Raw genomic sequence first — 16462 nt, forward strand, 5'->3', positions numbered from 1 at the left:
CGGGTCACCGGGTCACCGGGTCACCGGGTCACCGGGTCACCGGGTCACCGGGTCACCGGGTCACCGGGTCACCGGGAAAGGCAGACATGAAAAAGGCCGGGCGCCAAGCCCGGCCTTTCTAACACTACCGCAGACACGCTCAGCCGTTCGCGGCCTGCGCCTCTTCACGCATGTTGGTCAGCTCCTCGGCCACCAGGAACGCCAGCTCCAGCGATTGCGAGGCGTTTAGGCGCGGATCGCAGGCGGTGTGGTAACGGTCCGAGAGGTTCTCGTCCGACACCGCGTGCACGCCGCCGGTGCATTCGGTCACGTCCTGCCCGGTCATCTCGAAATGCACCCCGCCCGGGATCGTGCCTTCAGACTTGTGGACCGCGAAGAACTCCTTCACCTCGCGCAGCACCGCGTCGAAGGGACGGGTCTTGTAGCCCGAGGCCGACTTGATCGTGTTGCCATGCATCGGATCGCAGACCCAGGTCACCTGCGCGCCCTCGTCCCGCACGGTCTTGATCAGCCGCGGCAGGTTTTCCGACACCTTGCCCGCCCCGAAGCGCGCGATCAGCGTCAGGCGCCCCGCCTCGTTCTCGGGATTGAGCTTGGCCATCAGCGCCTTGAGGTCCTCCGAGGTCATCGTCGGCCCGCATTTCAGACCGATCGGGTTCAACACGCCGCGTGCGAACTCGACATGCGCGCCGTCGGGCTGACGGGTGCGGTCGCCGATCCAGATCATGTGGCCCGAGCCCGCAAGCCACTTGCCGGAGGTCGAGTCGAGACGGCAGAGCGCCTCTTCGTATTCCAGAAGCAGCGACTCGTGGCTGGTGTAGAAATCCACCGTCTGCAGGTTGTGATTGCTGGCGCTCTCGAGCCCCGCGGCCTTCATGAAGTCGAGCGTGTCCGAGATCCGGTTCGCCATGTCGCGATATTTCGAGGCCTCGTCCTGGTCGGTGAAGCCAAGCGTCCAGGCATGGACCTGGTGGATATCCGCATAGCCCCCGGTCGAAAAGGCGCGCAGGAGGTTCAGCGTCGCGGCCGCCTGCGTGTAGGCCTGGAGCATCTTCTTGGGATCGGGGATCCGCGCCTCGGGCGTGAAGTCCAGCTCGTTGATGATGTCGCCGCGGTAGCTCGGCAACTCGACGCCATCGACCGTCTCGGTCGGGGCCGAGCGCGGCTTGGCGAACTGGCCCGCCATCCGGCCGACCTTGATCACCGGCACCTTGGCGCCGTAGGTCAAGACCATCGCCATCTGCAGCATCACCTTGAAGGTGTCGCGGATCGCGTTGGCCGAGAACTGCTCGAACGCCTCGGCGCAATCGCCGCCCTGCAAGAGGAACGCCTCGCCCCGCGATGCCGCGCCAAGCGCCTTTTTCAGCGTGCGCGCCTCGCCCGCGAACACGAGCGGCGGATATTTCGACAGCTGCGCCTCGACGGCGTTCAGCGCGGTCTCATCCGTATAATCGGGCATCTGTACCCGAGGCTTCTCGCGCCAGGTCGTCTTCTGCCACTCGCTCATCGTTCTCTTCTCCGCTTGGATCCCTGTCAGGCTGTGTTAGCGCGAACCGTCTATAGCGAAGGCGGTCCCGGCTGACCATAGCGAAAGCCCGGAGGTAGTGTCTCAGTTTGACAGCTCCGGAAAGCCCGTGTCACGCTCGAGCACGCATTGAACAGCAAGTTTTTATCATGGTTTTCAGGGTATCCGCGCTCTGCGGTCTGCTCCTTTCCGCCCTGCCCGCCGCCGCGGACGTGTTCACCTTCGAGACCCCCTCCGGCAATATCGACTGCGTCGTCGGCGTGGGCGGAGACAGCTCGGACATCACCTGCACGATCTACGAGCGCAGCGGACCCCCGGCCCGCCCGCGCCCCGGCTCCTGCAGAGGGACCTGGGGACACAGTTTCGAGATGTTCAGCCGCGGCGCGGTTCGCATGATCTGCGACGGCCCGCTCCGGAACGGCAGCGCGCAGGAGATCGCGCCCTACGGGGTCACGGGCGCGCCGGGCGGCTTCGAATGCACCTCCGAGCGCACCGGGCTGACCTGCCGCAACGAGGACGGGCACGGGTTCTTCCTGTCGCGCCGCGCGCAGCGGGTCTTCTGAACCGCGAGCGCCTTGACCGCCGCGAAAAACTCTGGCTTTTGCAACGGTCACTGGGCGCAGGCTGACGCGCGCCGGAGACTGGAGTGACGGGGATGGAAATCGAGCGCCAGAAGGTCGAGGTGGTCTCTCCCGGCAAGCCGCGTCGCTTCGTCTTCGTGCTCCTGCCCGATTTCACCCTCCTGAGCTTCGCCGCCGGTTTGGAGGCCCTGCGCCTCGCCAACCGCATGGCCGGGCGCGAGCTTTATACCTGGGTGCTGGCGGGCGAAGGCGGCGGCATCATGCGCTGCTCGGCCGGGACCGAGTTCCATCTCGACAGCGATCTTCCCGAGCTCGGCCGCGACGACACCGTCGTCGTCTGCGGCGGCCTCAACGTGCAGGCGGCGACCACCAAGCGGCTGATGAACTGGCTCCGGCGCGAGGCGCGCCAGGGTGTGCGGCTGGGCGGCATCTGCACCGCCTCCTACGCGCTCGCGCGGGCCGGATTGCTCGATGGCAAGCGCGCCACGATCCACTGGGAAAACCACGACAGCTTCGCCGAGGAGTTCGAGGAGGTCTCGCTCACCCGCTCGGTCTTCGTGATCGACGGCAACCGGTTCTCCTCGGCGGGCGGCACCTCGTCGATCGACCTGATGCTGACGCTCGTCGCCAGCGACCACGGCGAGGAACTCGCGAACGCGGTGGCCGACCAGCTGATCTATTCGTCGATCCGCACCGATCAGGACACCCAGCGCCTGTCGGTGCCGACCCGGATCGGCGTCCGCCACCCCAAGCTCGCCGAGGTCATCCACAAGATGGAGGACCATATCGAGGAGCCGATCAGCCCCGCCGCGCTGGCGCAGGAGGTCGGCATGTCGACCCGGCAGCTCGAACGGCTCTTCCGGCGCTATCTCGACCGCTCGCCCAAGCGCTACTACATGGAGCTCCGGCTCGAGCGCGCGCGCAACCTCCTGATGCAGACCGACATGAGCGTGATCAACGTGGCGCTGGCCTGCGGCTTCACCTCGCCCTCGCATTTCTCCAAATGCTACCGCGCGCATTATGCGACCACCCCCTACCGCGAACGCGGCAGCCACGGCGTCCCCGAGGACCGCGCCGCCCGTTGACCGAGCGCTGGCCGAGTCGCGCCTGCCCCGGGGTGAGGTCTTTTCTTTTCCACCGTGGACGCTAGGGTCGGCGCCGGACAACGTTCCAATTGGGAGACCTTCATGAACAAGCTGCTGATCACCAGCGCAACCGTGGCTCTGACCGCTGGGGCGGCCTTTGCCGCAGAGCATGCACAAACCACCAATATCGGCATCATCCTGGGCTTCACCGGCCCGATCGAATCCCTCACGCCCGCGATGGGCGACAGCGCCGAGCTGGCGCTGACCGAGGTGAACGAGAGCGGCGCCTTCCTCGACGGCGTGATGCTGGCTCCGGTCCGCGCGGATTCGACCTGCGTCGACGCCTCGGCCGCGACCGCCGCCGCCGAGCGTCTGGTGACCACCGACGGTGTCGTCGCGATCATGGGCGCGGACTGCTCGGGCGTGACCGGCGCGATCCTGTCGAACGTCGCGGTCGCCAACGGCGTCCCGATGATCTCGCCCTCCGCCACCTCGCCTGGTCTCTCGACCGCCGAGGATAACGGCCTCTTCTTCCGCACCTCGCCGTCCGACGCCCGTCAGGGCGAGGTTCTCGCCGGCATCCTCGGCGAGCGCGGCGTCTCCGAGGTCGCGGTGACCTACACCAACAACGACTACGGCAAGGGCCTGGCCGACAGCTTCGCCGCGGCCTTCGAGGCAGCGGGCGGCACCATCACGCTCTCGGCTCCGCACGAGGACGGCAAGGCCGACTACTCGGCGGAAGTGGGCGCGCTCGCCTCCGCGGGCGGCGACGTGCTGGCGGTCTTCGGCTATACCGACCAGGGCGGCAAGGGCATCATCCAGTCCGCCTCGGACACCGGCGCGTTCGACACCTTCATGCTGGGCGACGGCATGTATGGCGACCAGATCGTCGCGGATCTGGGCGACGTGCTCGAAGGCTCCTTCGGCACCGTGCCCTGGGCCGAGGGCGATGGCACCGAGGCCTTCAACACCATGGCGACCGAGGCCGGCATCAATGCCGAGAGCGCCTATACCCGGGAAAGCTACGACGCCGCGGCGCTGATCGCGCTCGCGATGGCCAAGGGCGGCGAGGCGACCTCGGCCGCGGTGGCCGCGAACGTCATGGACGTCGCCAACGCACCGGGCGAGCAGATCCTTCCGGGCGAGCTTGGCAAGGCGCTCGGCATCCTCGCCGAGGGCGGTGACATCGACTATGTCGGCGCCACCAATGTCGAGCTGATCGGACCGGGCGAAGCCGCGGGCACCTACCGCTATTTCGAGATCAAAGGCGGCGCTTACGAGACCGTCGAGATCAAGTAAGCTCGCTCCATGCACACGGGACCGGCCCGGGCCATAACGCGCCCCGGGCCGGTCCTCACTTAGACGGACGCGGCAGGCATCGTATCTTCCGCGCCACCTCGAAGGGGAAACGCACAAAGTGATCCGGGTCGAGAACCTGCACCGCCATTTCGGCGGCTTTCGTGCTGTTGACGGCGCCACGCTGGAGATCGCCAAGGGCTCGATCACCGGGCTCGTGGGGCCGAACGGCGCCGGCAAGACGACGCTTTTCAACGTGATCGCGGGCGCGCTGCCGCCGACCTCGGGACGCGTCGTGATGGATGGCGAGGACATCACCGGGCTGCCGCCGCACGCGCTTTTCCACAAGGGGCTCCTCCGGACCTTCCAGATCGCGCATGAGTTCTCGTCGATGTCCTGCCGGGAGAACCTGATGATGGTGCCGGGCGGGCAGACCGGCGAGTCGATCTGGTCCTCCTGGGTGCACCGCGGGCGCATCGCCGAGGAGGAGGCTACGCTCCTGAAGCGCGCCGACGAGGTGCTCGACTTCCTCACCATCTCGCATCTGAAGGACGAGAAGGCGGGCAATCTCTCGGGCGGGCAGAAGAAGCTCCTGGAGCTCGGCCGCACGATGATGGTCGATGCCAAGATCGTCTTTCTCGACGAGGTCGGCGCGGGCGTGAACCGCACGCTCCTAAACACCATCGGCGACGCGATCAAGAGGCTGAACCGCGAGCGCGGCTACACCTTCTGCATGATCGAGCATGACATGGATTTCATCGGCCGCCTCTGCGACCCGGTCATCGTGATGGCCGAGGGCAAAGTGCTGGCCGAGGGCACGATCGACGAGATCAAGGCGAACGAGGCGGTGATCGAGGCCTATCTCGGCACCGGGCTCAAGAACAAAGACCAGGTGGGCGCATGAGCGGCGATCCCTATTCCGCGCGCGGCAATCGCGACCGCTCGATCACCCGCGACGGCGCGCGTGGCACGCCGCTTCCCGAGGCGGACGGCCGGACCGAGGCCGTCGCGCCCGGCCAGCCCTACCTGATCGGCGAGGCGATGACCGGCGGCTACGGCAAGGGTGCGGACATCCTGCATGGCTGCACGATCTCGGTCGATCCCGGCGAGATCGCGGTGATCGTGGGCCCGAACGGTGCGGGCAAATCGACCGCGATGAAGGCGATCTTCGGCATGCTGAGCCTGCGCGAGGGCCGCGTGCTGCTCGACGGGCAGGACATCACCGGGCTCAGCCCGCAGGAGCGCGTGGTCCAGGGCATGGGCTTCGTGCCCCAGACCCACAACATCTTCACCTCGATGACGGTCGAGGAGAATCTCGAGATGGGCGCCTTCATCCGGCGCGACGACATCTCGGTGACGATGGCGCAGATCTACGAGCTTTTCCCCATCCTGAAGGACAAGCGCCGCCAGGCGGCGGGCGAGCTTTCGGGCGGGCAGCGCCAGCAGGTCGCGGTGGGCCGGGCGCTGATGACCAAGCCCAAGGTCCTGATGCTCGACGAGCCCACCGCCGGGGTCAGCCCGATCGTGATGGACGAGCTTTTCGACAGGATCATCGAGGTCGCCCGCACTGGCATCACGATCCTGATGGTCGAACAGAACGCCCGCCAGGCGCTGGAGATCGCCGACAAGGGCTACGTGCTGGTCCAGGGCGGCAACGCCCATACCGGCACCGGGCGCGAGCTTCTGGCCGATCCGCAAGTGCGGCGCAGTTTCCTCGGCGGATGAGCGGGCGGAGGGGGTGTGATGCGTATTTGGAAAAAGAAGAAGCCTCAAGACCAGCGCGTCTGGCTGGCGCTTGCGGTCCTGGCGATGGCCGCGCCGGTGGATGCGGCGGAACATGCGTCGGATTCCGGCACCTCCGAGGAGGCGCAGGTCGAGGACGATCCCGGCATGAGGCTCGAGGATGCGCCGGTGCAGCGCCGGATCGCGCTTCTCTGCCGCTTCGGCACCGAGTGCTACGAGGCCGAGACCTGCCAGTCGACCGATTTTGAGCTGACCGTCGAGGGCCGCGCCGGTGGCAGCGACGAGACTGCGCTGATGGCGGGCGCGACGCTCGGCTCGGTCGCGGGCGATGTCGAGGCGCTCGGGGCCTTTGCCGAGGGCGTGCTGTCGCTCACCGGCGGCGATCTCGACGGGAGGCACCTTCTGACCGTGACCGGCGACGCGGCGCGCTACAGCGTGCATTATTCCGACGGGCCGATGGTGATCAGCTATCTCGGCGCCTGCGAGGGGGCCGAATGACCGCGTTCCCCTGCCCCTCGGCTCTGTGTTCCAAGACCCTGGAGAGACGATGGATCTTCTGAACGGCCTCGTGGCGCTCGCCAATTTCGTGCTGATCCCGGCCACCGCCTATGGCGCGCAGCTGGCGCTCGGCGCGCTCGGCGTGACGCTGATCTACGGCATCCTGCGCTTTTCCAACTTCGCCCATGGCGACACAATGGCCTTCGGCACGATGGTGACGATCCTGATGACCTGGGGCATCCAGGGCATGGGCATCTCGCTCGGGCCGCTGCCCACGGCGCTCCTGGCGATCCCCTTCGGCATCCTCGGTTGCGCCGCGCTGGTGCTGGCGACCGACCGCGCGGTCTATCGCTTCTACCGCGCCCAAAGGGTCGCGCCGGTGATCCTGGTGATCGTCTCGATGGGGGTGATGTTCGTCTATAACGGGCTCACGCGCTTCATCATCGGACCCGACGAGCAGCGCTTCGACGACGGCGCGCGCTTCCTGATCAATGCGCGCCAGTTCAAGGAGATGACCGGGCTCGACGAGGGGCTCGCCATCCGCTCGACCCAGGTTCTGACGCTGGTCACGGCGGTGGTGGTGGTCGCGGCGCTCTTCTGGTTCCTGAACCGCACCCGCACCGGCAAGTCGATGCGCGCCTATTCCGACAACGAGGACCTGGCGCTCCTGTCCGGCATCGACCCCGAGCGCGTGGTGCGCGTCACCTGGCTGATCGTCGCGGGCCTCGCGACCATCGCGGGCGTGCTCTACGGGCTCGACAAGAGCTTCAAGCCCTTCACCTATTTCCAGCTACTCCTGCCGATCTTCGCCGCCGCCATCGTCGGCGGTCTCGGCTCGCCCCTGGGTGCCATCGCCGGCGGCTTCGTGATCGCCTTCTCCGAGGTGGGGATCACCTATGCCTGGAAGAAAGTTCTCGAATACATGCTGCCCGAGGCGCTGGAGCCCGACGGGCTCGTGCAGCTTCTCTCGACCGAGTACAAGTTCGCAGTGAGCTTCGTGATCCTGGTGATCGTGCTGCTATTCCGTCCGACCGGTCTCTTCAAGGGGAAATCGGTATGAGCCAGTCTCTTCGCACCGCGCTGCTCTTCGGCATGGCCGCGCTTCTGATCGTCGGTACCGGGCTTATGCAGAGCTGGAACTCGGCGCTCCTGATCCTGAACATGGGGCTCGTGAGCGCCGTGATGGCGCTGGGGGTGAACCTGCAATGGGGCTTCGCGGGCCTCTTCAACGTGGGCGTCATGGGCTTTGTCGCGCTCGGCGGGCTCGCCGTGGTGCTGATCTCGCAGCCGCCGGTGCCCGAGGCGTGGGCGGCGGGCGGCACGCGCATCCTCGCGGGGCTCGTCCTCGGCGCGGCGACGGTCGTGGGCGCGGTCCTGGCCTGGAGCGCGCTCGCGGGCCGCGCGCGCGGCTGGGCGGTGGCGGTGATCCTGGTGGCGGGGTTCTTCATCTTCCGCGCGGTCTTCGATCCGGGCGTCGATGCTGTCGAGGGCGTCGATGCGGCTGTCTCGGGCTATCTCGGCGGCCTGAACCTGCCGGTGCTCCTGGCCTGGCCGGTCGGAGGGCTTCTGGCGGCGGGTGCTGCCTGGGCCATCGGCAAGACAGCACTTGGGCTCCGCTCGGACTACTTGGCCATCGCCACGCTCGGCATCGCCGAGATCATCATCGCGGTCCTCAAGAACGAGGACTGGCTGGCGCGCGGCGTGAAGAACGTGATCGGCCTGCCCCGCCCGGTGCCCTACGAAATCGACCTGCAGAACGATCCCGCCTTCGTCGAGCGCGCGGCGGGCTGGGGGCTCGATCCGACGACGGCCTCGACGCTCTACGTCAAGGCGGGATACGCGCTTCTCTTCGCCGCCGTGCTGATCATCGTGCTGGTCCTCGCGCAGCTGGCGCTCAACTCGCCCTGGGGCCGGATGATGCGGGCGATCCGCGACAACGAGACCGCGGCGCGCGCCATGGGCAAGGACGTCACCGCGCGGCACCTGCAGGTCTTCGTGCTGGGCTCGGCCATCTGCGGCGTCGCGGGCGCGATGATGACCACCCTCGACGGGCAGCTCACGCCGGGCACCTACCAGCCGCTGCGCTTCACCTTCCTGATCTGGGTGATGGTGATCGTCGGCGGCTCGGGCAACAATTTCGGCGCCGTGCTGGGCGGGTTCCTGATCTGGTTTCTCTGGGTGCAGGTCGAGCCGCTGGGCCAGCTTCTGATGGATGTGCTCACCGCGCCGATGGGCGATGGCTGGCTGAAATCGCATCTGCAGGACAGCGTGCAGCACATGCGGCTTCTGACGATGGGGCTGATCCTGCTGCTGGTGCTGCGATTCTCGCCGCGGGGTCTTTTGCCCGAACGCTAGGGCCCCGCTTAAGACCTTTGGCCAAGAGACGACGTGCCGCAGCGCGGCTACTCTGGTCTCAAGATGCCATACGATCGCACACGCCCCATGACCCATGCCGCCCCATCCGAGGACCGACTGCCCAAGCGGGCGATGGTCGTCGATGATCACCCGCTGTTCTGCGACGCCATCCAGCTGACGCTTGACTCGATCGCCGAGTTCGAGAGCATGCGCACCTGCGGCACGCTCGCGGGCGCGCTGGAAGCGCTCGAGGAGGAGCCCGCGGATTTCGTGGTGCTCGATCTGAACCTGCCGGACGTCAACGGGCTCGACGGGCTGGTCCGGCTCCGGACGGCCGCGCCCAAGGCGATGATCCTCGTCGCCTCCTCGATGGCCGACAACCGGATGATCTGCCACACGCTCCGAGCCGGTGCGGACGGGTTCGTCCCCAAGCACTCCCAGCGGGCGATCTTCCGCCGCGCTTTCGAGAGCCTCACCCGCGGCGAACGCTTCACGCCCGACGGCTATATCGACCCCGAGGGCAATGCCGAGCGGGGCGCGGCGCCGCTCGACGCGCTCGACCGGCTGGCGACGCTGACCAACCAGCAGTCGCGCATCCTGACGCTGATTTGCGAAGGCAAGCTCAACAAGCAGATCGCCTGGGAGCTGTCGATCGCCGAAACCACGGTCAAGGCCCATGTCACCGCGATCATGCGCAAGCTCGGCGTCCAGAGCCGGACCCAGGCGGTGCTCATCGCGCAGGAAGCCAGCTTCAACCGGGTCTTGCCAAGCGACGGCTAGGTTCCGTATCGTCGGGCCAGCCATGGGAGGAGACAGGGCTTGGACGGGCCGGGTACCGACATGCGTCCGGCGGGTGCGGGACACCTGTCGGACATGATCCGCGTCGCGCAGATTGATCATGCTGCGCCTGACGCGCTCGACCGTCTTGTCGCCGATCTCGGTCCCGGCCCCTTCTCTCTCGTCTGCCTCTTCGTCACGCCCCAGGCGCAGTTCGCCGAGATCGTCGCGCGCACCGAGACGCGCTTCGGCGCGGCCGAGGTGCTCGCCTGCACCACCGCCGGAGAGATCGGGCGCGGCGGCTACGAGGAAGGACAGATCGTTGCGCTCGGCTTCCCAAAGGCGCAGTTCCGCGCGGTGACGCGGGCGCTCGACGATCTGGCGGTGGCCGACGAGCGGACCATCGGCGACCTGCTCCTGCAGGAGCGCATGGCGCTGACCAACGCCGCCGAGGGCATGGCCCACGAGTTCGCCTTCCTGATGGTCGACGGCCTGTCGATGCGCGAGGAGCACCTGACCCACGCGCTGGCCGCGGGGCTGGGCTCGATGCCGCTCTTCGGTGGCTCTTCGGGCGACGGCGACCGGTTCCGCGAAACCTACCTGGCGCGCAACGGCGCGGTCCTGAACGATGCCGCGGTGCTGGCGCTGGTGCGCACGAGGTGCCCGGTGCGCGTCTTCAGCCTCGACAACATGGTGCCGACCGAGACGCGCATGGTCGTGACCGGCGCCGATCCCGCGCGGCGTGTCGTGACCGAGATCAACGCCGAACCGGCGGCGCAGGAATATGCGCGGCTCCTGGGCAAGGACCCGGCGCAGCTCGATCCGTTCACCTTTGCCGCGCATCCGGTGGTGGTCCGCTTGGGCGACAGCCACCACACCCGCGCGATCCAGAGGGTGAACGAGGCGGGCGAGCTGGTGTTCTTCTCCGCGATCAACGAGGGCATGGTGCTGACGCTTGCGGACCATGACGACATTTCGACCCATCTCGACCAGGCGCTCAGCCGCTTTGCGCCCGCGGGTCAGGCGCCGGAGCTGATCCTCGGCTGCGACTGCATCCTGCGCCGGATCGAGGCCGGGCAAAGCCAGAAGACCCGCGACGTCTCGTCGATCCTCCAGAAACACAAGGTGTTCGGCTTCTCGACCTATGGCGAACAGATCGGCGCGCTGCATGTGAACCAGACCCTGACCGGCGTCGCCTTCTACCCCCCTGACACGGACGGGGCCGAATGTCCCTGATCAACCCGCGGGACGCGCTCGAACGGCAGAACGAGAAGCTCCTGAAGATCACCGAAAGCCTGATGCGCCGCGTCGAATACCAGACCGCGCAATCGGGGGCCGCCTATTCGCAGTTCGAGCGCGCGGCGCTTCTGGAAAAGCGGGTGCGCCAGCGCACCGAGGAGCTCGAGCGGACGCTCGACCTTCTGCATGAAAGCAACGCCCAGCTCGCGCGCGCCACAGCCGAGGCCGAATCCGCGCGGCGCGACCTTGCCGACGCGATCGAGACGGTGGACGAGGGCTTCGCCTTCTTCGATCCCGAGGATCGGCTGATCCTCTGCAACTCGCGCTTCTGCCGCGATTTCAGGGAGTTGCAGCCGGTTCTGAAACCGGGTCTCAGCTTCGACGACTATGTGGACCGGATCAGCCGCGCGCGGCAGCTTGTCCGGCCCGAGGGCACCTCGCCCGAGGCCTGGGCGCGCGAGCGTCGGGCGCGCCATGCCGACCGGCACGTCATGTTCACCGTCGAGCTCGAGGGCGACCGCTGGCTTCAGGTCAGCGAGCACCGCACCAGCCAGGGCGGCACGGTGATGCTCCAGACCGATGTCACCGACATCGTCCGGCTCGAACGGCAGGAGCGCGCGCGGCTCATCGACAAGCAGGCCCGGCTGGTGCGCGCCACGCTCGATCATCTCGATCAGGGGGTCGCGATCTTCGACGAAGAGAAGCGGCTTCTGGGCTGGAACCGGCGGCTCGGCACTCTTCTTGCGCTCGACGCGCGCTACCTGCGGATCGGGACCGAGTTCGACGGGCTCCTGGCGCAGCTGCGCCGCAGCGCGCGCTTTGCCGATAGCGGCGATATGGCCCGGTTCCGTGCCTGGGCCGAGGCCGAAAGCACCGGGCCGCGTGGCCCCATTGATTTCGAGATCCGGCAAGGCCCGCGGCAGGTGCTGCATGTGTTCGGGCGCGGCATGCCCGACAACGGCTTCGTGCTGTCGGTGACCGATGTCACGCTCGAGCGCAGCGCCGCCGAGCGGCTGGCCCAGATCAACGAGGAACTGGAACAGCGGGTCGTTGCCCGCACGCTCGATCTCGAGGACGCGCTGGCCACGGCCGAGCGGGCCAATGCCTCGAAAAACCGGTTCGTTGCAGCGGCGTCTCACGATCTCCTGCAGCCGCTTTCGGCCGCGAAACTCTATATCTCCGGCCTCGCCGACCGGCTTACCGAGCCGCGCGACCAAGCGGTGCTGCAGAAGGCCGAGACCGCACTCTCGAGCGCCGAGGGGCTGATCGACGCGCTTCTCGACATCTCCAAGCTCGAATCCGAGGGGCTGAGTTTCGACATCCGACCCGTGGCGCTGCGCGAGATCTTCGGCCCGCTCCGCGACGAGATGGCCGTCCTTGCCGAGCGCAAGGGGCTGCAGCTGCGGGTGGTGGACAGCGCGCTCTGGGTCGAGAGCGATCCCTCTTATCTGCGCCGCGTCGCGCAGAACCTGATCTCGAACGCGATCCGCTACACCGAGACCGGTCGCGTCCTTGTCGGGGCGCGGCGTGTCGGCGGCGCGGCCCGGATCGAGGTGCATGACACCGGTCCCGGCATCGCGGAGGCCGATCAGCAGACGATCTTCGAGGAGTTCAAGCGCCTGGGCGCAACGGGCTCCGGCGGCGGCAGCGAGGGCTTGGGCCTGGGTCTCGCCATCGTCGACCGCGCCTGCGCGCGGCTTGGCCACCCCCTGGCCCTGCGCTCGCAGCCGGGTCGCGGCAGTTGCTTTTCGGTGCGGGTGCCGGTGGTCGATGAGGCGGTCGGACGCCCGACGCCGATCCATCGCCGCCCCGGCGCGCGCCGCAGCGACGTGGCGGGTCTCGTGGTCATGGCGGTCGAGAACGAGCCGGATCTCCGCCGCGCGCTGGCGCTTCTCGTGGAAAGCTGGGGCGTCGACATGATCGAGGCCGAGGACGCCGAAAGCGCCGAGGCGCTCTTGGCCGATCTCGGGATCGTGCCCGATGCCCTGCTGCTCGATCAGCGGCTGGGATCGGGCGTGACGGGAACCGAGCTCTATGCGCGGCTCCGCAGTCGCTACGGGCCGATCCCGGCGATGGTGATCTCGGCGGATCGATCGCCGGATCTGGCGAGCGCGTGCAAGTCGCTCGGGCTCACGCTGCTGCGCAAGCCCGTCGATCCGAACGCGCTGAGCCTGTTTCTGGAATCGGTGGCCGAGGCGCTCTGACGATCAGAGCATGACCTTGCAGCCGCGATGCGCGGGCTTCTGGCCGACATGGTGCGGGTTCAGGATCAGGACCCAGCGGGTCGGATAGCCCGGCGCCTTGGTGCGCGAATAGGTGCAGCCGTCCTGAGTCGTGAACCACTGGCCTTCGAAGGTCTCGCCCGGAACGGCAGAGCCGCCCTTGGTGCTGAAAATGGGCGAGGTCGGGCCCTGCGTCTGCGCGGCGGCGGCACCGGCAAGGCCGAGCGCGAGGGCGGCGGTGAGGATCAGGCGGGTCATGGCAGCACTCCTTTGGATCGGTCGCGGATCACCGCGAAAGCGATGTCCTTTGCGACGGTCTTGCCATGCGGACGGGGCGGAAATGTGACCGGAGCGCGGCAGGCCCTTGGCACCGGCCGGCAGAGTTTATCGATGGTTTACCGGGCGATAACGATATCCGCCTGGAGCCCGCCGAGACGCTCGCTCTGATCGAGACGCAGGACGCCGCCATGCCCGCGCGCGATATCCGCGGCGATGGCAAGGCCCAGCCCCACGCCCGAGCCGCGGTCCTGGTTGCGCGCCGGATCGAGCCGGGCGAAGGGCTTCAGCGCCTGTTCGCGGTCCTCCGCGGCGATGCCCGGGCCGTCATCCTCGACCCGGAACCGCACCATCCGGTCGGTCACCGTGACCGACAGCTCGCACCGGGTGCCGTAGCGCACCGCGTTGCCGATCAGGTTGTCGAGCGCGCGCCGCATCGCCACCGGGCGCAGGGTCACGCTGCCCTGCCCCGTCACCTCGTGGACCGCCACGTTCTGGCCGTTGCGCACCGCATCGGCCACCGCCGCCTCGATCAACGCGCCGGGCTCCACCATCTCGGGCGTCCCGCTTTCCGCCGCCCCTCGGGCGAAATCGAGAAAGGCGTCGATCAGGCGCTGCATCTCGGTCACGTCGCGTTCGAGCGGCTCGCGGTCCTCGTCCTCCAGCATCGACAGCGCGAGCTTCATCCGCGTGAGCGGGGTCCTGAGATCGTGGCTCACCCCCGAGAGCATCATCGTGCGCTGCTCGATCTGCCGCTCGATCCGGGCGCGCATGTCGATGAAGGCATTGCCGGCCGAGCGCACCTCGACCGCGCCCGAGGGCGCATAGGGCACGTGCCGCCCGCGTCCGAAGGCCTCGGCGGCGTGGGCGAGCCGGGTGATCGGGCGGAGCTGGTTGCGCAGGTAGAGATAGGCGATGGCCGTCATCAGCACGCCGAAGACGACCATGTTCACGAAGAGCTGGTGCGGGTTCGAGGCCGAGGCCCGGTCGCGGTCGAAACTGACCGCCAGGGGCCCCTCCGGCGCATCGACATAGACCGTCACATTGGCGGTATCCGGCAGCACCACGGCGCGCGCGCCCGGCACCCGGCGCATCAGTTCGCGGATCACCACGATGCCGGTCAGATCGTACCAGCGGCGGCTGTTCGCCTGCGGCATCGCCCCGGGCGCGACCTGCGCGATGTCGAGCTCCAGCACCGCGGCGAGAGACGGGTCGTCGCGCCGGGTGACGAGCGCGATCTCGCGCGCCACCGCATCGCTCAGCTGCTCGCTCACGCCCTCGAAATGGCGCTGGATGAAGACGACCGACACCACGAGCTGCAGCGTCACGACCGGCAGCACGAGGATCAGGAAGGCGCGCGCGTAGATCCCGCGCGGCATGTATCGTTTGAGCCATTCGAAGGACATGCGCTAAGGCTAGCCAATGCGCATCGCCTCCACCATGCCCAAAGCGGGCCGCCTGCCCCGATGAGTGGCCCCGATCCCGATCCGGGGTTCCGGCCCGTTCACGGCCACCCCGAGCCCTTGGGCGACGGGCTTTTTCGGATCGTGGCACCGAACCCCTCGCCGATGACCTTTCGCGGCACCAATACCTATGTGATCGGGCGCCGCGATCTCTTCGTGATCGACCCCGGGCCCGATGATCCCTGCCATCTGCAGGCGATCCTCTCGGCGCTCCCGGAGCGGTCGCGGGTGCGGCATATCCTGGTCACCCATGCCCATCTCGACCACTCGCACCTGGCCCGCACGCTGTCGCGCGAAACCGGCGCGCCGGTCCTGGCCTTCGGCGGTCCGCAAGCGGGCCGGAGCGCCGTGATGGAGAGGCTGGCCGAGGGCGGTCTCGTCCAGGGCGGCGAAGGTGTCGACCACGGCTTCGCCCCCGATGCCCGGCTTGGAGATGGCGACGAGATCGCCAGCGGCGACTACCGCATCCGCGCCCTGCACACGCCGGGGCATTTCGGCAATCACCTGTCCTTCGACTGGGACGGGACGCTCTTCACCGGCGACCTTGTGATGGGCTGGGCCAGCTCGATGGTGTCGCCGCCCGATGGCGATCTGACCGATTTCATGGCGTCCCTGACCCGGCTGAACCGCCACCGCTGGAGCCGCCTCCTGCCCGGCCACGGCGCCCCGGTCGAGGACGCCTCGGCGCGGCTCTCGGGCCTTCTGGCGCACCGCCGCGCGCGCGAGGCGCAGATCCTCGCGGCCCTCGCCGCGGGCCCCGCCACGCTAAAGGCGCTGACCGCCCGCATCTACACCGACACCGACCCCCGCCTCCTGCCCGCCGCGGCGCGGAACGTCCTGGCCCATCTCATTGATCTGATGGGACAATCGCGCGTCACCCATGCCGGGGACCTGAGCCCCGAGGCTGTCTTCTCGCTGTCCTGAAAATCATCGAGCCAACCGAGGAAATTTTTCCGCCCGAGCCTCTGGACGCGCGAATCCGCTCTTGCTATACGCCCCACGTGTTCCGGCGTAGCTCAGCGGTAGAGCAGTTGACTGTTAATCAATTGGTCGTAGGTTCGATCCCTACCGCCGGAGCCAATAAAATCAAGCACTTATAATATTCCCCCGCCCGGTGCGAGGCCCTCAAACACAGCATAGACACAGTGTTCTCGTCCGGGCACAGTCCGACCTAGCCGATTGAGGGCTATGGATATTCCTCAGCGCGAGCGTCGCGGAGCCAGCCGAGGCCGGGTCGATAAGAAGTTCACAGCCCGTGGTCACCAAGTCGCCAGCGTCGCCCCTCGAACTCAGCGCCCTTGGATAGGTTGTGGTGAGCCCACGCGGGCAGTGTGGTCATAAAGAGAAACGCCTGCGTTGGGTGTTCCGGGTCGGGCACAGCCCCGTCCGTTGCGGATGTTCA

General features: G+C 67.8%; 15 protein-coding genes and 1 tRNA gene. 13 read left to right on the top strand and 3 right to left on the bottom strand.

All coding sequences use genetic code 11. From position 1 onward, the window contains the following. Positions 1-139: 139 nt before the first annotated feature. Positions 140-1507, bottom strand: a complete 1368-nt coding sequence (locus tag ACFQ4E_RS17575; protein WP_386805837.1) for a class II 3-deoxy-7-phosphoheptulonate synthase — start codon at positions 1505-1507, stop codon at positions 140-142. Between the two features lie 167 nt (positions 1508-1674). On the opposite strand from ACFQ4E_RS17575, the gene ACFQ4E_RS17580 reads away from it, so the two are divergent. The 11 genes from ACFQ4E_RS17580 to ACFQ4E_RS17630 all read left to right on the top strand — a co-directional run bounded on the left by ACFQ4E_RS17580 (position 1675) and on the right by ACFQ4E_RS17630 (position 13303). After that, complete coding sequence (locus ACFQ4E_RS17580; RefSeq protein ID WP_386805838.1) at positions 1675-2088, top strand: DUF6636 domain-containing protein; 414 nt, start codon at positions 1675-1677, stop codon at positions 2086-2088. Positions 2089-2180: 92 nt separating this feature from the next. Continuing rightward, entirely contained in the window at positions 2181-3191 is a 1011-nt protein-coding gene (locus ACFQ4E_RS17585) for a GlxA family transcriptional regulator (protein WP_386805870.1), read from the top strand. 102 nt (positions 3192-3293) lie between these two features. Then, positions 3294-4490 (top strand): ABC transporter substrate-binding protein, encoded by a 1197-nt coding sequence (locus tag ACFQ4E_RS17590; protein ID WP_386805839.1) that lies wholly within the window; start codon positions 3294-3296, stop codon positions 4488-4490. Positions 4491-4608: 118 nt separating this feature from the next. Beyond that, positions 4609-5391 carry an ABC transporter ATP-binding protein gene (locus ACFQ4E_RS17595; protein WP_386805840.1) on the top strand — a complete coding sequence of 261 codons (783 nt, stop codon included), beginning with the start codon at positions 4609-4611 and terminating at the stop codon, positions 5389-5391. Continuing rightward, complete coding sequence (locus ACFQ4E_RS17600; protein WP_386805841.1) at positions 5388-6212, top strand: ABC transporter ATP-binding protein; 825 nt, start codon at positions 5388-5390, stop codon at positions 6210-6212. Before ACFQ4E_RS17595 ends, ACFQ4E_RS17600 begins: the two co-directional genes overlap by 4 nt. An 18-nt stretch (positions 6213-6230) precedes the next feature. Next, positions 6231-6728: a hypothetical protein gene (locus tag ACFQ4E_RS17605; protein ID WP_386805842.1), complete on the top strand. Its 498-nt coding sequence runs from the start codon at positions 6231-6233 to the stop codon at positions 6726-6728. Between the two features lie 49 nt (positions 6729-6777). After that, positions 6778-7788: a branched-chain amino acid ABC transporter permease gene (locus ACFQ4E_RS17610; RefSeq protein ID WP_386805843.1), complete on the top strand. Its 1011-nt coding sequence runs from the start codon at positions 6778-6780 to the stop codon at positions 7786-7788. Next, complete coding sequence (locus ACFQ4E_RS17615; RefSeq protein WP_386805844.1) at positions 7785-9083, top strand: branched-chain amino acid ABC transporter permease; 1299 nt, start codon at positions 7785-7787, stop codon at positions 9081-9083. Before ACFQ4E_RS17610 ends, ACFQ4E_RS17615 begins: the two co-directional genes overlap by 4 nt. Positions 9084-9170: 87 nt before the next feature. Further along, on the top strand, positions 9171-9863 hold the full coding sequence (locus ACFQ4E_RS17620; protein ID WP_386805845.1) for a response regulator: 693 nt from the start codon (positions 9171-9173) through the stop codon (positions 9861-9863). A gap of 60 nt (positions 9864-9923) precedes the next feature. Further along, positions 9924-11096, top strand: coding sequence for an FIST N-terminal domain-containing protein (locus ACFQ4E_RS17625; RefSeq protein ID WP_386805871.1), 1173 nt, complete (start codon positions 9924-9926; stop codon positions 11094-11096). Next, complete coding sequence (locus ACFQ4E_RS17630) at positions 11087-13303, top strand: hybrid sensor histidine kinase/response regulator (RefSeq protein ID WP_386805846.1); 2217 nt, start codon at positions 11087-11089, stop codon at positions 13301-13303. The genes ACFQ4E_RS17625 and ACFQ4E_RS17630 overlap by 10 nt, the downstream gene beginning before the upstream one ends. A gap of 3 nt (positions 13304-13306) precedes the next feature. Here ACFQ4E_RS17630 and ACFQ4E_RS17635 read toward each other — a convergent pair whose 3' ends face one another. After that, entirely contained in the window at positions 13307-13579 is a 273-nt protein-coding gene (locus ACFQ4E_RS17635; RefSeq protein WP_386805847.1) for a hypothetical protein, read from the bottom strand. A gap of 137 nt (positions 13580-13716) precedes the next feature. Next, positions 13717-15003: an ATP-binding protein gene (locus ACFQ4E_RS17640; protein ID WP_386805848.1), complete on the bottom strand. Its 1287-nt coding sequence runs from the start codon at positions 15001-15003 to the stop codon at positions 13717-13719. Between the two features lie 60 nt (positions 15004-15063). Between ACFQ4E_RS17640 and ACFQ4E_RS17645 the strand changes: the two genes are divergently transcribed. Both ACFQ4E_RS17645 and ACFQ4E_RS17650 read left to right on the top strand, forming a co-directional pair. Further along, the gene (locus ACFQ4E_RS17645; RefSeq protein WP_386805849.1) at positions 15064-15984 is read left to right on the top strand and encodes an MBL fold metallo-hydrolase; all 921 of its coding nucleotides are present in this window, start codon (positions 15064-15066) and stop codon (positions 15982-15984) included. 81 nt (positions 15985-16065) lie between these two features. Continuing rightward, positions 16066-16140 (top strand) — tRNA-Asn (locus ACFQ4E_RS17650). The last annotated feature ends 322 nt before the right edge of the window (positions 16141-16462 follow it).

The organism is Litorisediminicola beolgyonensis, assembly GCF_042679605.1.
Taxonomy (GTDB): domain Bacteria; phylum Pseudomonadota; class Alphaproteobacteria; order Rhodobacterales; family Rhodobacteraceae; genus Litorisediminicola; species Litorisediminicola beolgyonensis.

Excerpts from the sequence above, each read along its gene's own strand:
- ACFQ4E_RS17575 (WP_386805837.1), bottom strand. The coding sequence starts at position 1,507 with ATGAGCGAGTGGCAGAAGACGACCTGGCGCGAGAAGCCTCGGGTACAG.
- ACFQ4E_RS17580 (WP_386805838.1), top strand. The coding sequence starts at position 1,675 with ATGGTTTTCAGGGTATCCGCGCTCTGCGGTCTGCTCCTTTCCGCCCTG.
- ACFQ4E_RS17585 (WP_386805870.1), top strand. The coding sequence starts at position 2,181 with ATGGAAATCGAGCGCCAGAAGGTCGAGGTGGTCTCTCCCGGCAAGCCG.
- ACFQ4E_RS17590 (WP_386805839.1), top strand. The coding sequence starts at position 3,294 with ATGAACAAGCTGCTGATCACCAGCGCAACCGTGGCTCTGACCGCTGGG.
- ACFQ4E_RS17600 (WP_386805841.1), top strand. The coding sequence starts at position 5,388 with ATGAGCGGCGATCCCTATTCCGCGCGCGGCAATCGCGACCGCTCGATC.
- ACFQ4E_RS17605 (WP_386805842.1), top strand. The coding sequence starts at position 6,231 with ATGCGTATTTGGAAAAAGAAGAAGCCTCAAGACCAGCGCGTCTGGCTG.
- ACFQ4E_RS17610 (WP_386805843.1), top strand. The coding sequence starts at position 6,778 with ATGGATCTTCTGAACGGCCTCGTGGCGCTCGCCAATTTCGTGCTGATC.
- ACFQ4E_RS17615 (WP_386805844.1), top strand. The coding sequence starts at position 7,785 with ATGAGCCAGTCTCTTCGCACCGCGCTGCTCTTCGGCATGGCCGCGCTT.
- ACFQ4E_RS17620 (WP_386805845.1), top strand. The coding sequence starts at position 9,171 with ATGACCCATGCCGCCCCATCCGAGGACCGACTGCCCAAGCGGGCGATG.
- ACFQ4E_RS17625 (WP_386805871.1), top strand. The coding sequence starts at position 9,924 with ATGCGTCCGGCGGGTGCGGGACACCTGTCGGACATGATCCGCGTCGCG.
- ACFQ4E_RS17630 (WP_386805846.1), top strand. The coding sequence starts at position 11,087 with ATGTCCCTGATCAACCCGCGGGACGCGCTCGAACGGCAGAACGAGAAG.
- ACFQ4E_RS17635 (WP_386805847.1), bottom strand. The coding sequence starts at position 13,579 with ATGACCCGCCTGATCCTCACCGCCGCCCTCGCGCTCGGCCTTGCCGGT.
- ACFQ4E_RS17640 (WP_386805848.1), bottom strand. The coding sequence starts at position 15,003 with ATGTCCTTCGAATGGCTCAAACGATACATGCCGCGCGGGATCTACGCG.
- ACFQ4E_RS17645 (WP_386805849.1), top strand. The coding sequence starts at position 15,064 with ATGAGTGGCCCCGATCCCGATCCGGGGTTCCGGCCCGTTCACGGCCAC.